Raw genomic sequence first — 13553 nt, 5'->3', positions numbered from 1 at the left:
GGGAGAGAGACATGTTCAAGACATATCAGGCCATTGCCCTTTCGGCCGTGATCGCCTCGGCATCGATTTTCGCCATCGAACGCGCGCAGGCCCAGGACGAGATCTACGTGCCGCTGTTCACCTACCGCACCGGGCCGTTCTCCGGCTCCGGCATTCCGATCGCCAACGGGCTGCACGATTATCTCGCCATGCTCAACGAGCGCGACGGCGGCATCGGCGGCGTGCGGCTGCGCATCGAGGAATGCGAAACCAGCTATGACGCCAAGAAAGGTGTCGAGTGCTACGAGGCCGTGAAAGCCAAGAAGCCGGTCATCGTCAATCCGTGGTCCACCGGCACCACGCTGTCGCTGATTCCCCGCGCCAGCGTGGACAAGGTGCCGGTGCTCTCCATGGCCTACGGCCTCTCCGCCTCGGCCGATGGCGAGACCTTCCCGTGGATCTTCAACCCGCCGAATACCTACTGGGACGGCATGTCCAGCATTCTCAACTACATCGGCGAGCAGGAAGGCGGCCTTGAGAACCTCAAGGACAAGAAGATCGGCTACGTCTATCTGGATGCCGGCTTCGGCAAGGAGCCCATTCCACTGCTGGAATCACTGTCGAAGGAAATCGGCTTCGACCTGAAGCTCTATCCGGTGCCCGCCGACAACATGCAGAACCAGTCGTCGCAGTGGCTCAGCATCCGCCGCGACAAGCCGGATTACGTGGTGTTGTTCGGCTGGGGCGCGCTCAACCCCACGGCCATCAAGGAAGCCGTCAAGATCAACTATCCGCGCGACAAGCTCATCTCCATCTGGTGGCCGGGCGAGGATGACGTTCGCTCCGCCGGCCCGCAAGCCAAGGGCATCAAGGCCCTCAACTGGCATGCGGTGGGCGCGGACTTCCCAGCCATCGAAGACATCCGCAAGCATGTCGTCGACGCCGGCAAGAGCAAGACGGACAAGGCCAAGGTCGGCGAGGTGCTTTACAATCGCGGCCTCTATAACTCGCTGCTGATCGCGGAGGCCATCGCCAACGCCCAGAAGATCACCGGCAAGAAGGTGGTGGACGGCGAGGATGTGCGCCGCGGGCTGGAAAGCATCGACCTTACCCCCGAGCGCCTGAAGGAACTCGGCCTCGAAGGCTTCGCCGAGCCGCTGAAGCTCACCTGCAAAGACCATAATGGCCACAAGGCAACCTTCGTGCAGGAGTGGGACGGCGACAAGTGGGTGCGCATCACGGATCCGATCGACCCGCTGCGCGACCGTGTCAAGCCCTTGCTGGAATCCGCGGCGAAAGAGTACGCCGAGAAAAACTCCGGCTGGCCGAAGCGCACGGAAGCCTGCGACTCCCCCGCCTGACAATCGCATCGACAGCGCCCTCTCCCTCCGCACGGGAGAGGGCTCACGGAGGATTTTCAATGAGCCTCAATCCCGTCAGCACTCCCGCGCCGGAGCAGGCCGCCGACGTCATCCTGTCGGTGAACAATATCGAGGTCATTTACGACCACGTCATCCTCGTGCTCAAGGGCGTGTCCCTCACCGTGCCGAAGGGCGGCATCGTGGCCGTGCTCGGGGCCAACGGCGCCGGCAAAACCACCACGCTCAAGGCCATTTCCAACCTGCTGCACGCGGAGCGCGGCGAGGTGACGAAGGGCAGCATCGAGTTCAATGGCGAGCGGATCGACCGGCTGTCGCCCAACGAACTTGTCCGGCGCGGCTGCATTCAGGTGATGGAAGGGCGGCACTGTTTCGGCCACCTGTCCATCGAGGAAAATCTGCTCACCGGCGCATTCACCCGTCGTGACGGCTGGGGCGCGGTGAAGCGCGATCTGGAGAAGGTCTACAACTATTTCCCGCGTCTACGCCAGCGCAAAAGCTCGCAAGCCGGCTACACGTCCGGCGGTGAGCAGCAGATGTGCGCCATCGGCCGCGCCATGATGTCGAAGCCGTCCATGATCCTGCTCGATGAGCCATCCATGGGGCTGGCGCCGCAGGTGGTGGAGGAAATCTTCGAAATCGTGCGCGATCTCAACACCAAGGAGGGCGTGTCCTTCCTGCTCGCGGAGCAGAACACCAACATCGCCCTGCGCTACGCCACCTATGGCTACATCATGGAGACGGGCCGCATCGTGATGGATGGCGAGGCCTCTTCCTTGCGCGAAAACGAGGACGTGAAGGAGTTTTATCTCGGCGTCGGCGGTGCGGAGCGGAAGTCCTTCCGCGAGGTGAAGAGTTATAAGCGCCGCAAACGGTGGCTCTCCTGATGGGTCGATCGCTGGCGCTACTCCGGCGGTCATTTGGCGGGACGTTCTGCGCTTCCGGTGCTCATGGACAGAAGTCCACTGCGCTCCGGTTCTCGGGATACCGCACTACCTGCCTCACCGGAGCGCACTGCCGGACGCTTTATAACCCTGTCGACCCGATTGCTGGAAACAGTTTCAAGAAACCGGAGAAACGGCATGACCGCCTTTAATCATCAGATCGAGACACGCGATCCTGCTGCGCGGGAGGCCGAGCTTTTCGCCGCTCTCCCGGCAGTGCTGGACGCCGCGCGGGAATTGCCCGCCTGGGCGGAGCGACTGAAGGATATCGATTCCGAAGCCGTTCGCGACAGGGCCGCCCTTGCCCGCTTGCCGGTGTTACGCAAATCCGACCTGCCCGCCCTGCACGCCGCGAGCCTGCCTTTCGGCGGCCTTCTGGCCCCGCCTTCGCCGATCTATAGCCGGCTGTTCGCCTCGCCCGGACCGATCTTCGAGCCCGAGGTCAACGGGCGTGATGCATGGCGCTCGGCCCGGGCGCTGCATGCGGCAGGCTTTCGCGCCGGTGAGATCGTGCTCAACACCTTTTCCTATCACCTGACGCCCGGCGGCTTCATTTTCGATTCAGGCGCGAACGCTCTCGACTGCCCGGTCATCCCCGCCGGGCCGGGCAATACCGATGCGCAACTGCAGCTCATCGAAGCCTATAGGCCCGCTGGGTACACGGGCACGCCGGACTTTCTCAAGATCCTGCTCGACACCGCGCGCGATAAGGGCGCTGACATATCCTCTATCAAGAAGGCAGTCGTCTCCGGCGCGGCCTTTCCGCCTTCGTTGCAGAAGGAAATCGCCGAACGCGGCGTCGAGGCATATCAGGCTTACGCCACGGCGGAACTCGGCGTCGTCGCTTTTGAGACGCCGGCCCGCGAAGGGCTGGTGGTTAACGAAGGGCTGATCGTGGAAATCGTCCGCCCCGGCACCGGCGATCCCGTGCCCGATGGCGAAATCGGCGAGGTGCTGGTAACGGCGCTCGATCCGCTGCATCCGATCATCCGGCTTGCGCTCGGCGACCTTTCCGCCATCCTGCCGGGCGCCAGTCCCTGCGGACGCACCAATCAGCGTATCCGAGGCTGGCTTGGCCGCGCCGACCAGACGACCAAGATCAAGGGCATGTTCGTGCGCCCGGAACAAATCGCGGAAATCGGCCGCGCCCATCCCGGCCTCGGCAAACTGCGCCTTGTCGTTACGCGCGATGGGGAAGCGGACCAGATGATGCTGCTGGCAGAATCGCCCATCTCAAACTCAGCCGATGCCAAAGCGCTGATAACCGCGCTCGCTGCCACGCTGCACGAAATCACCAAGGTTCGCGGAACCGCCGAAATCGTCGGTGTCGGTGAACTGCCCAACGACGGCAAGGTCATCGCCGACGAACGCATCTATACGTGATAACAAGCCGGCGAATCTCTCGGAAAGCCGAAAGATTCGCCGGCATAGTATTTTAGATTCCGCCGGATTCGCTCAATCTGGCAATCGTCGCCGCATCCAGCCCCCAGCCGGCAAGAACGGTGGACGCATCCTCACCCGGCGGCCGGGGCGGGCCGCCGATCTCGCCCGGCGTGCGGCTGAAACGCGGCGCGGGGGCGGGCTGTGTGACGCCCTCCACCTCGACGAACGTCGCCCTGTCGCGGTAATGCGGATAATCCGCCGCCTCTTCCCAATCCAGAACAGGCGTCACGCAGCAATCGGTGCCTTCATAGATGGCCGCCCATTCGTCACGCGTCTTCTGGCGGATGCGAGCAGCGATCTTTTCGCGATACACGGGCCACAGCGCCTCATTCTCCTGCTCGGCAAATTCCTCGAACGGCAGCTCCGCCCGCTCCAGAAACGCCTTGTAGAAATGCGGCTCGATGGCCCCCACGGCGAGCCATTTGCCGTCAGAGCATTCGTAGACGCCATAATAATGCGCGCCGCCGTCGAGCTGGTTTTCGCCGCGCCCGCCATTCCAAAGCCCGGCCTGACGCATGCCGAGGATCATCGCCGACAAGGACGCGACGCCATCCACCATGGCCGCATCCACGACCTGCCCTTTGCCGGACTGACGCGCTTCCAGCAATGCGCTGACGATACCAAGCGCCAGCAGCATGCCACCGCCGCCCAGATCCGCAATGAGATTGAGCGGGATGGCCGGCGCTCCGCCTCTCGTGCCGATGGCGTTGAGCGCCCCTGTGACGGACAGATAATTGATGTCATGCCCCGCCGTCTTCGCCAGACGGCCGGTCTGCCCCCAGCCGGTCATGCGGCCATAGACGAGGCGCGGATTTTTTGCCAGCGCAACATCCGGCCCCAGCCCAAGGCGCTCCATCACGCCGGGGCGGAAACCTTCGATCAGCACATCCGCCGCGCCGATGATATCCAGCAACGCGGCCTTCCCCGCCTCGGACTTGGCGTCGATAGCGATGGAAGGACGTCCGCGCGCCAGCAGGTCATGCGGCCCGTTAAGAAACGCCAGCAGCTGCCTGGCATTTTTCGGATGGATGCGGACGATGTCCGCACCCAGATCGGCGAGCATCATCGCGGCGAACGGCCCCGGCCCGAGGCCGACCATTTCCACGATCTTTACCCCGGCTAAAGGTCCGCTCATCCTGTATCCTCCTAAAGATCCCGGGCAATAACGAGACGTTGCACGTCGCTGGTGCCTTCATAAATCTGGCAGACGCGTACGTCACGATAAATACGCTCCACCGGAAAATCCGCCAGATAGCCGTAGCCACCGTGGATCTGGATGGCGTCGGAGCAGACCTTTTCCGCGATTTCGGATGCGAACAGCTTAGCCTGGCTAGCCTGCCGCAGGCACGGCTGCCCGGCTTCCTTCAGCGATGCAGCGTGCAGCACGAGCTGCCGCGCCGCCTCGATCCGCGTTGCCATATCGGACAGGCGGAACGCCACCGCCTGATGCTCGATGATCGGCTTGCCAAACTGGCTGCGTTCGCGCGCATAATCCCGCGCCGCCTCGAAGGCCGCGCGCGCCATGCCAACTGCCTGCGCAGCGATGCCGATGCGCCCGCCTTCAAGGTTCGACAGCGCGATGGCGAGACCCTGCCCTTCCTGCCCCAGCAACAGACTCTCGTGGATGCGCATGTCGTTGAAGGCAAGCTGGCAGGTGTCGGAGGGGTGTTGACCGAGTTTCAGCTCCACGCGCACCACCTCATAGCCGGGGGTGTCAGTGGGCACGATGAAGGCGCTGATGCCTTTCTTGCCGGCCTCCGGGTTCGTCACCGCGAAGACGATGATGGTCTTGCCGTTCTTGCCGGAGGTGATGAACTGCTTGGAGCCATTGAGCACATAATGATCGCCGTCCTTCACCGCGCGCGTCTTGAGCCCGCTGGCGTCGGAGCCTGCCTGCGGTTCCGTCAGCGCGAAGCCGCCGATGGCCTCGCCAGTGGCGAGCGCCGGCAGGAAGCGGCGCTTCTGCTCCTCCGTGCCATAGCGGTAGATCGGCATGCAACCCACCGATGAGTGCACGCTCATGATGGTGGAGATCGGCCCGCAGCCGGCAGCAATTTCTTCCACCGCCAGCGCATAGGCCACCTGCCCGGTGTCGGAGCCGCCGTATTCCTCCGGCAGCAGCATGCCGAGGAAGCCCAGTTCCCCCAGCTCGCGAACGGCGTCGTGGGGAAACTCGTGTTTGCGATCCCATTCCTCGGCGAAGGGCCGGAGCCGCTCCTGCGCAAATGCGCGGGCGGCTTCCTGAATGGCGACCTGATCTTCTGTCAGGATCATTGTTTCCTCCCTCTTTTATTGTTGTGTCAGTTCAGCCGCTCGATGGCGATGGCCGTCGCCTCGCCGCCGCCGATGCACAGCGAGGCGACACCGCGCTTCAGGTCACGCGCTTTCAGCGCCCCCAGCAGCGTGACGATAACCCGCGCGCCCGACGCGCCAATGGGATGGCCAAGCGCGCATGCCCCGCCGTGAATGTTCACCGTCGCCGGATCGAGGCCCAGATCATGGATCGCCGCCATGGCGACGACGGCGAATGCCTCATTGATCTCGAACAGATCGACATCGTTTTTCGTCCAGCCGGTGCGCTCGAACAGCTTGTTGATGGCGCCGATGGGAGCTGTCGCGAACAGGTTGGGCGCATGGGCGTGAGTGCTGTGGCCGCGAATGGCGGCGATTGGCGTCAGGCCGCGCTTCTCCGCCTCCGACTGCCGCAACAGCACCAATGCCGCCGCACCGTCCGAGATCGAGGACGAATTGGCCGCCGTCACCGTGCCGCCCTCGCGGAAGGCGGGCCGCAGGGTCGGAATCTTGTCCAGCCTGGCTTTTGGCGGCTGCTCGTCGTCCGACACGACCCGCTCGGCCTTGCCGGCCTTCACCGTTACCGGCGCGATCTCGTCGCGGAACAGACCATCCGTGATGGCCTTCTGCGCCTTGGTGAGCGAGCCGATGGCGAATTCGTCCTGCGCCTCGCGGGTGAACTGGTAAGCCTCGGCGCAATCCTCGGCGAAGGTGCCCATCAGCCGGCCCTTGTCGTAGGCGTCTTCGAGCCCATCGAGGAACATGTGGTCGGAGACCTTGCCATGCCCCATGCGATAACCGCCGCGGGCGCGGTCCAGCAGGTAGGGCGCGTTGGTCATGCTCTCCATGCCGCCCGCCACGGCAACGGTGGCGCTGCCGGCGAGCAGCAGATCGTGGGCGAACATGGCAGCCTTCATGCCGGAGCCGCACATCTTGTTGATGGTCGTCGCGCCCGTGGACAGCGGCAGCCCCGCGCCGAGCGTCGCCTGACGGGCGGGCGCCTGCCCCTGCCCTGCCGGCAACACGCAGCCGAACACCACTTCCTCGACAGTCTGCGCATCGACGCCGGAGCGCGCCAGTGCCGCGCGAATGGCGTCCGCGCCAAGCTGCGATGCGGTCACGTCTTTGAAATCGCCCTGAAAACCGCCCATGGGCGTGCGGGCATAGCCTGCGATCACGATCGGATCATGCGTGGTCATGTTGGTTTCCTCCCAATGCCCGAATTGCCTGCAACGGTGTTATTTGGCCGCCATACGCAGGGCGCCGTCGAGGCGAATGACCTCGCCGTTGAGATAACGATTTTCGATGATGTGCTGCACCAAACCCGCGAACTCGACCGGCTTGCCGAGACGGGCCGGGAAAGGCACCGTCGCGCCCAGCGAGGCACGCACTTCCTCCGTCATGGCGGCCATCATCGGCGTTTCGAAGATGCCGGGTGCGATGGTGACGACACGGATGCCAAAGCGCGCCAGCTCGCGCGCCACCGGCAGCGTCAGGCCCGCGACGCCAGCCTTCGACGCCGCATAAGCCGCCTGGCCGATCTGGCCATCGAATGCCGCCACAGAGGCTGTGTTGACGATGACGCCGCGCTCCCCATCCTCGCCCGGCTCGTTGCGGGATATGACATCCGCCGCCAGCCGCAGCACATTGAACGTGCCGACGAGGTTGATGTTGATGACGCGGTTGAACAGCTCCAGCGAATGCGGCCCCTGCCGCCCGACGACCCGTTCGCCCGGCGCAACGCCGGCGCAACTCACCAATCCGTCGAGACGGCCAAAATCGCCAACCGCGCGCTGCACGGCGGCCTGCGCCTGCTCGGCATTGGTGACATCGGTGGCGACGAAACGGGCGGCCTCGCCCAGTTCCGCCGCTTTCGCCTCGCCGGCCTCGCGGCCGATGTCGGCGAGAACGACCTTCGCCCCCTGCTCGACCAGATGCTCCGCAACCGTCGCGCCAAGCCCCGACGCGCCGCCGGTGATCAGGAAAACCCTGTCCGCAACCTGCATGCTCCCCTCCTGTTGTTATTGGACCGCCTGCTCGCGGGCCTTGGCGATTTCCTGATTGCGCAGGATGAAGCGTTGCAGCTTGCCGCTCGGCGTCTTGGGCAGTTCGGCCACGAACTCGATCTCACGCGGATAGGCGTGGGCGGACAGGCGCTTGCGCACATACTGCCTCAGCTCCTCCGCCAGTTCGTCGGACGGCTCGGCCTTGTCAGAGAGCACGACGAACGCCTTGACGATCTCCGTGCGCTCAATGTCGGGCTTGCCGACGACAGCGGTTTCCACCACGGCCGGATGCTCGATGAGCGCGCTCTCAACATCGAACGGACCGATGCGATAGCCCGATGAGGTGATGACATCGTCCGAACGGCCCACGAACGCCACGCTGCCGTCTTCGGCCTGCTCCATCACATCGCCGGTGAGGTAATAGCCGTTGGTGATGGCGGGCGTCGGCTGGTTGAGATAGCCGGAGAACCACAGCAGCGGCGAGCGGGCGATATCGATGGCAAGCACGCCGGGCGTGTGCGGCGGTAGCTCGTTGAGGTTATCGTCGAGAACGGCGACCCTGTATCCCGGCAGCGGCAACCCGGCGGAACCCTGATGCACCGTGTGCTTGAGGCGATGATGGTTGCACACCACCATGCCGGTTTCCGTCTGGCCGTAGTGATCGTAAATCGGCGCCGCAAGATGCTCGGCGAACCAGCGGATGACCTCGGGATTAAGCGGTTCGCCGGCACTGCTGACGCGCCGCAGCTTTCCCTTGACGCCAGCCGCTTCCTCGGGACCGGCGGCGATCAGCAGCCGGTAGGCGGTGGGCGACCCGGCCAGATTGGTGACGCCGTGCTTGTCGATGATGCGGTAAGTGTCCTTCACCGTGAAGCCGCCATCGTAGAACAGGGTCGCGTGGCCGAGCAGCAGCGGGCCTGTGACGGCATAATAGAGACCATAGGCCCAGCCGGGATCGGCGATGTTCCAGAATATGTCATCTGGCCGCAGATCCACCGACTCGCGCATGTAAGCGGAAAAGCTCAGCAACGCGCTGAGCGGCACCGGCACGCCCTTTGGCAAGCCGGTGGTGCCGGAGGTGGACATCAGCAGGAAGAGGTCGCTGCCACGCCGCAATACCGGCTCGAAGGTTTCGGATTGCCGGTCGAGTTCGGCGCTGAAATCGATGTCGCCGTCAGGCAACGGCTTGCCGGATGGCACCTGCGCGATTTTGAACGTCAGCCCCTCCACCTCGTCCAGCTTGGCGCGGTTGGCGGCATCGGTGACGACGAGCTTCGCGCCGCTGGTGCGCAGGCGGTGCTCGATGGCCTTGGGGCCGAAAGCCGTGAACAGGGGCTGATAGACGGCGCCGGCGCGCCATGTCCCGAGGATGGTCACGAGCAGTTCAGGCGTGCGCGGCAGCAGGCCCGCCACGACATCCCCGGCGCCGATGCCCTGCGCGACCAGCAGGTTGGCGAAACGCGCCGACAGTTTTTGCAGCTCGGCAAACGTATATTGAGCCGAGCGACCATCCTGACTTTCCCAGTAGAGGGCGACACGTCCCGTGTCCGCGTATCTGTCGATGGTTTCGACACAGGCGTTGATGCCGTCAGAGAGGCTGCCCACAAGCTCCGCGGCTTCCGTGTCCAGATCGAAAGCAGCATAGGTCTGTGCGTAATCGCGCTCGAAATCGCCGGCTGAGTTAACCAAGATCCTGTCCTCCCAAACATGTCTTTTCATCAAGCATGTCTTTTGCTTCTGCATGCTTTGGCGCCCTGCACGGCGCGCCGCCCGAAACGGTAGCATGCGAAACTTTTTGTTCCTCTTGTGCTAGCGTGGCTCGATGTGGCATTCAATGACCGATATTGCCGGAATTAAGTGATCGGTTTTGCCATGTTGGAAAAATCATCCGCCGCGCCATTGCGACCCGCGAGCCAACCGCCCCGGCGGATGATAACCTCCGGCTTCGCCCGGGAGGCACTGGAACCCATGCGCCTGCGCGGGCTGGATGTGCTGCCGGTGCTGGAAAAAGCCAGGATCGACCCGCAGACGCTTGCGCTACCGGACAGCTACATCACGGCGGATCAATATGGCCTGATGTGGCTCGGCATCGCGGAGGCGCTGCAGGACGAGTATTTTGGCCACGGCGCGCGGGCGATGCGGCCTGGCAGCTTCACCATGATCTGCCGGGCGGTTCTGGACAGTCCCGATCTTGGGCGGGCGCTGCGCCGGACGCTGCGCTTCCTCACGCTGATCATCGACGAGCCGCGCGGCGAGCTGACCGTCGAGAACGGGCTGGGCACCATTACCCTGCACGAAAACACGCCGCCCCGTTCGGCCTTCGCCTATCGGGCTTACTGGATCATGGTGCATGGGCTGGCGTGCTGGCTGGCCGGCCGCCGGCTGCCGCTGCGCGGGGTGGACTTTCGCGGGCCGGAGCCGACCAGCGGCGGCGACTATCGCCTGTTCTTCGGCGCGCCCGTCACCTTTGACAGGCCGGCCAGCACGCTCACATTCGATGCGCGCTTCCTGCGCCTGCCCATCAATCGTTCGGAAGCCGCGCTGAAGGAGTTCCTGCGCCGCGCGCCGGCCAATATCCTCATCCGCTACCGCTACGATTCCGGCATCAACGCGCAGGTGCGCGCCCGTCTCAACAACACACCGCCACAGGCATGGCCGGATTTCGACGCCATGGCGAAGGTGCTGCGCATACCTGCCTCGACGCTGCGGCGGCAGTTGCGCCGCGAGGGCGAGACATACGCCGAGATCAAGGATGAGATCCGCCGCGAACGCGCCTTCGCCGCTCTGGCGGAAACGGACAGGCAGGTGGGCGACATCGCCGCCGAGCTGGGCTTTGCGGAACCCAGCGCCTTCCACCGCGCCTTCCGCAAATGGAGCGGCCTGACACCCGGCGCGTATCGACGCCAGAAGCAGGCCACAGCATCAGCCTGAAGCGGGCAGGAACAGCCCGCGCGCCTTGCGCACCTCGTCGGCGATGAAATCGGCTGTGACGCGGATGCGTGCCAGATCGCGCATGTCGCTATGCACCAGCAACCAGAACGTGCGCGTGATGCCGACCTCAGGCAGCACCCGCACGAGCCGCGTGTCGCCCGCCACGAGAAAGCACGGCAGCACACACAGCCCCGCCCCGGCGACGGTCGCCTGATATTGCGCGATCAGGTTGGAGCTTTTGATGCGCGGCGTAATGTCCCGTGCGATCGACGACAGGTAGTCCAGCTCGGGCGTGAAAATCATATCGTCGATGTAGCTGATGAACGGGCGGCTGGCGCAATCTTCGGCGCTGACAAGGCCGTGTCGCAAATCTTCGCGGTCGCGCGCGGCGAAGACGCCAAGTTCGTAGTCCGTCAGCAGGCGGGCATGCAGCCGCCCATGCGAGGGGCGCGACAGGGTGATGGCGATATCGGCCTCGCGCTGCGACAGGCTGAAGTTGCGCGGTGTCGCCACAATCTGGATATCCAGCCCCGGATGGGCAGCCGCGAGCTTGCCGATCACCGGCGCAAGAAAGGCCGCGCCGAAGCCGTCTGGCGCGCCGATGCGCACCGCCCCCGATACCGTGGAACTGCTGTCCGCCATGTCGGATTGCAGCGCCAGCACTGAGCTTTCGATGTTTTCGGCGTGGCGCAGCAGGTTTTCGCCGTGAGTGGTGAGCTTGTAGCCGGTCATGGTGCGCTCGAACAGCGCAGCGCCCAGCGCCGTTTCCAGCGTCACCAGACGCCGGCTGAGAGTGGAATGGTCTATTCCCAGCCGCCGCGCCGCCAGCGTCAATCGGCCAGCACGCGCCACGGCGAGGAAGGATTGCAGCAAATCCCAATTGAAGGGCTGAACCATCTCGGGTTTCTCCGTTAGCGCGCCCCTATGTGGATTGATGCACAGCGACACAGGAATTTTGCCGGTACCATGCCGCATATTTCCACGCTACACAAAATTGCTGCCCAATCGGGAACACAACCACAAAAACCGGCGGCATCCCCAGCCGGGTCGGGAGCGAAACACATGAACGAAATCGGACATTTCATCGGCGGCAAGCGCGTCGCGGGTCGCAGCGGGCGCTACGCCGACGTCTTCAACCCCTCCACCGGCGAGGTGCAGGCGCGCGTGGCGCTCGCCTCCCGCGAGGAACTGCGCGCGGCGGTTGAGAACGCCAAGGAAGCCCAGATCGGCTGGGCCGCCCAGAACCCGCAAAAGCGCGCCCGCGTGCTGATCAAGTTTCTCGAACTTGCCAACAAGGAATACACCGCACTGGCGGAGCTGCTCGCCAGCGAGCATGGCAAGACAGTGCCGGATGCAAAGGGCGACATTCAGCGCGGGCTTGAGGTGGTGGAATTTGCCATCGGCATTCCGCATCTGCTCAAGGGCGAATTCACGGATTCGGCCGGCACCGGCATCGATGTCTATTCCATGCGCCAGCCGCTCGGTGTGGTTGCGGGCATCACGCCGTTCAACTTCCCGGCCATGATCCCGCTCTGGAAAGCCGCTCCAGCGCTGGCGTGCGGCAACGCGATGATCCTGAAGCCGTCCGAGCGCGATCCGTCCGTGCCGCTGCGCATCGCGGAACTCTTCCTCGAAGCCGGCCTGCCGCCCGGCGTGCTCAACGTCGTCAACGGCGACAAGGAGGCCGTCGACGCCATTCTCGACGATCATGACATCAAGGCTGTCGGCTTCGTCGGCTCATCGTCCATCGCGCAATACATCTACACGCGCTCGGCTGAAACCGGCAAGCGCGCCCAGTGCTTCGGCGGGGCCAAGAACCATGCCGTCATCCTGCCCGACGCCGACCTCGACCAGACCGTCGATGCGCTGATCGGCGCGGGCTACGGCTCGGCGGGCGAACGCTGCATGGCGATCTCGGTCGCCGTGCCGGTAGGCAAGGAAACGGCGGACAGGCTGATCGAAAAGCTCGTGCCGCGCGTCGAGAGCCTGCGCATCGGCCCCGCAACGGATGCCGCCGCCGACTACGGCCCGCTGGTGACGCGCGACGCGCTGCAACGCGTGGAGAGCTACATCGCCTCGGGCGTGGAGGAAGGCGCGTCGCTTCTGGTCGACGGGCGCGGCTTCAAATTGCAGGGCTATGAGAACGGCTTCTACATCGGCGGCTCGCTGTTCGACAACGTCACCACCGATATGAAAATCTACAAGGAGGAGATTTTCGGCCCGGTCCTGACCGTGGTGCGCGCCGACAGCTACGAGGACGCACTGGCGCTGCCCTCAGACCATGAATACGGCAACGGCGTCGCCATCTTCACCCGTGACGGCGATGCGGCACGCAATTTCGCGGCGCGCGTCAATGTCGGCATGGTGGGTGTCAACGTGCCGATCCCGGTGCCGATTGCCTACCACACCTTCGGCGGCTGGAAGCGCTCGGGCTTCGGCGACCTCAACCAGCATGGCCCGGATTCGATCCGTTTCTACACCAAGACAAAGACCGTGACCTCGCGCTGGCCCTCGGGCATCAAGGACGGCGCCGAGTTCGTCATTCCGACCATGCGCTGAAACCGCGTGGGCGGCCGGGA

11 protein-coding genes are annotated in these 13553 nt (G+C 64.4%); 5 read left to right on the top strand and 6 right to left on the bottom strand.

Annotation, left to right across the window (positions count from 1 at the left end):
* Nucleotides 1–11: 11 nt before the first annotated feature.
* The 3 genes from FHS81_RS07305 to FHS81_RS07295 all read left to right on the top strand — a co-directional run bounded on the left by FHS81_RS07305 (nucleotide 12) and on the right by FHS81_RS07295 (nucleotide 3685).
* The gene (locus FHS81_RS07305; RefSeq protein WP_183751465.1) at nucleotides 12–1340 is read left to right on the top strand and encodes an ABC transporter substrate-binding protein; all 1329 of its coding nucleotides are present in this window, start codon (nucleotides 12–14) and stop codon (nucleotides 1338–1340) included.
* Between the two features lie 59 nt (nucleotides 1341–1399).
* On the top strand, nucleotides 1400–2245 hold the full coding sequence (locus tag FHS81_RS07300) for an ABC transporter ATP-binding protein (RefSeq protein WP_183751464.1): 846 nt from the start codon (nucleotides 1400–1402) through the stop codon (nucleotides 2243–2245).
* A gap of 195 nt (nucleotides 2246–2440) precedes the next feature.
* Nucleotides 2441–3685: a phenylacetate--CoA ligase family protein gene (locus FHS81_RS07295; protein WP_183751463.1), complete on the top strand. Its 1245-nt coding sequence runs from the start codon at nucleotides 2441–2443 to the stop codon at nucleotides 3683–3685.
* Nucleotides 3686–3737: 52 nt separating this feature from the next.
* On the opposite strand, the gene FHS81_RS07290 is transcribed toward FHS81_RS07295, so the two are convergent.
* The 5 genes from FHS81_RS07290 to FHS81_RS07270 are packed head-to-tail and all read right to left on the bottom strand — an operon-like array spanning nucleotide 3738 to nucleotide 9762.
* Nucleotides 3738–4880: a CaiB/BaiF CoA transferase family protein gene (locus tag FHS81_RS07290; RefSeq protein WP_183751462.1), complete on the bottom strand. Its 1143-nt coding sequence runs from the start codon at nucleotides 4878–4880 to the stop codon at nucleotides 3738–3740.
* A gap of 11 nt (nucleotides 4881–4891) precedes the next feature.
* Nucleotides 4892–6019: an acyl-CoA dehydrogenase family protein gene (locus tag FHS81_RS07285; RefSeq protein ID WP_183751461.1), complete on the bottom strand. Its 1128-nt coding sequence runs from the start codon at nucleotides 6017–6019 to the stop codon at nucleotides 4892–4894.
* Nucleotides 6020–6045: 26 nt separating this feature from the next.
* Nucleotides 6046–7236: an acetyl-CoA C-acyltransferase gene (locus tag FHS81_RS07280; protein WP_183751460.1), complete on the bottom strand. Its 1191-nt coding sequence runs from the start codon at nucleotides 7234–7236 to the stop codon at nucleotides 6046–6048.
* 39 nt (nucleotides 7237–7275) lie between these two features.
* A complete protein-coding gene (locus FHS81_RS07275; RefSeq protein WP_183751459.1) occupies nucleotides 7276–8043 on the bottom strand; it encodes a 3-hydroxyacyl-CoA dehydrogenase in 768 nt (255 codons plus the stop codon).
* A gap of 15 nt (nucleotides 8044–8058) precedes the next feature.
* Nucleotides 8059–9762, bottom strand: a complete 1704-nt coding sequence (locus FHS81_RS07270; protein ID WP_183751457.1) for an acyl-CoA synthetase — start codon at nucleotides 9760–9762, stop codon at nucleotides 8059–8061.
* A gap of 153 nt (nucleotides 9763–9915) precedes the next feature.
* Here FHS81_RS07270 and FHS81_RS07265 point away from each other — a divergent pair, with 153 nt between their 5' ends.
* Entirely contained in the window at nucleotides 9916–10974 is a 1059-nt protein-coding gene (locus FHS81_RS07265) for an AraC family transcriptional regulator (RefSeq protein WP_246374901.1), read from the top strand.
* Here FHS81_RS07265 and FHS81_RS07260 read toward each other — a convergent pair.
* Complete coding sequence (locus FHS81_RS07260) at nucleotides 10966–11871, bottom strand: LysR family transcriptional regulator (RefSeq protein WP_183751455.1); 906 nt, start codon at nucleotides 11869–11871, stop codon at nucleotides 10966–10968. The two genes, FHS81_RS07265 and FHS81_RS07260, sit on opposite strands and share 9 nt — an antisense overlap.
* 165 nt (nucleotides 11872–12036) lie before the next feature.
* On the opposite strand from FHS81_RS07260, the gene FHS81_RS07255 reads away from it, so the two are divergent.
* Nucleotides 12037–13533, top strand: coding sequence for a CoA-acylating methylmalonate-semialdehyde dehydrogenase (locus FHS81_RS07255; protein ID WP_183751453.1), 1497 nt, complete (start codon nucleotides 12037–12039; stop codon nucleotides 13531–13533).
* Nucleotides 13534–13553: the final 20 nt, after the last annotated feature.

Origin of the sequence: Pseudochelatococcus contaminans (assembly GCF_014195635.1) — a bacterium.
GTDB lineage: Bacteria > Pseudomonadota > Alphaproteobacteria > Rhizobiales > Beijerinckiaceae > Pseudochelatococcus > Pseudochelatococcus contaminans.
Note: the sequence above shows the minus strand (reverse complement) of the source record. Positions and strands in the feature narration are given on the sequence as shown.

Excerpts from the sequence above, each read along its gene's own strand:
- FHS81_RS07305 (WP_183751465.1), top strand. The coding sequence starts at position 12 with ATGTTCAAGACATATCAGGCCATTGCCCTTTCGGCCGTGATCGCCTCG.
- FHS81_RS07300 (WP_183751464.1), top strand. The coding sequence starts at position 1,400 with ATGAGCCTCAATCCCGTCAGCACTCCCGCGCCGGAGCAGGCCGCCGAC.
- FHS81_RS07295 (WP_183751463.1), top strand. The coding sequence starts at position 2,441 with ATGACCGCCTTTAATCATCAGATCGAGACACGCGATCCTGCTGCGCGG.
- FHS81_RS07290 (WP_183751462.1), bottom strand. The coding sequence starts at position 4,880 with ATGAGCGGACCTTTAGCCGGGGTAAAGATCGTGGAAATGGTCGGCCTC.
- FHS81_RS07285 (WP_183751461.1), bottom strand. The coding sequence starts at position 6,019 with ATGATCCTGACAGAAGATCAGGTCGCCATTCAGGAAGCCGCCCGCGCA.
- FHS81_RS07280 (WP_183751460.1), bottom strand. The coding sequence starts at position 7,236 with ATGACCACGCATGATCCGATCGTGATCGCAGGCTATGCCCGCACGCCC.
- FHS81_RS07275 (WP_183751459.1), bottom strand. The coding sequence starts at position 8,043 with ATGCAGGTTGCGGACAGGGTTTTCCTGATCACCGGCGGCGCGTCGGGG.
- FHS81_RS07270 (WP_183751457.1), bottom strand. The coding sequence starts at position 9,762 with ATGAAAAGACATGTTTGGGAGGACAGGATCTTGGTTAACTCAGCCGGC.
- FHS81_RS07265 (WP_246374901.1), top strand. The coding sequence starts at position 9,916 with ATGTTGGAAAAATCATCCGCCGCGCCATTGCGACCCGCGAGCCAACCG.
- FHS81_RS07260 (WP_183751455.1), bottom strand. The coding sequence starts at position 11,871 with ATGGTTCAGCCCTTCAATTGGGATTTGCTGCAATCCTTCCTCGCCGTG.
- FHS81_RS07255 (WP_183751453.1), top strand. The coding sequence starts at position 12,037 with ATGAACGAAATCGGACATTTCATCGGCGGCAAGCGCGTCGCGGGTCGC.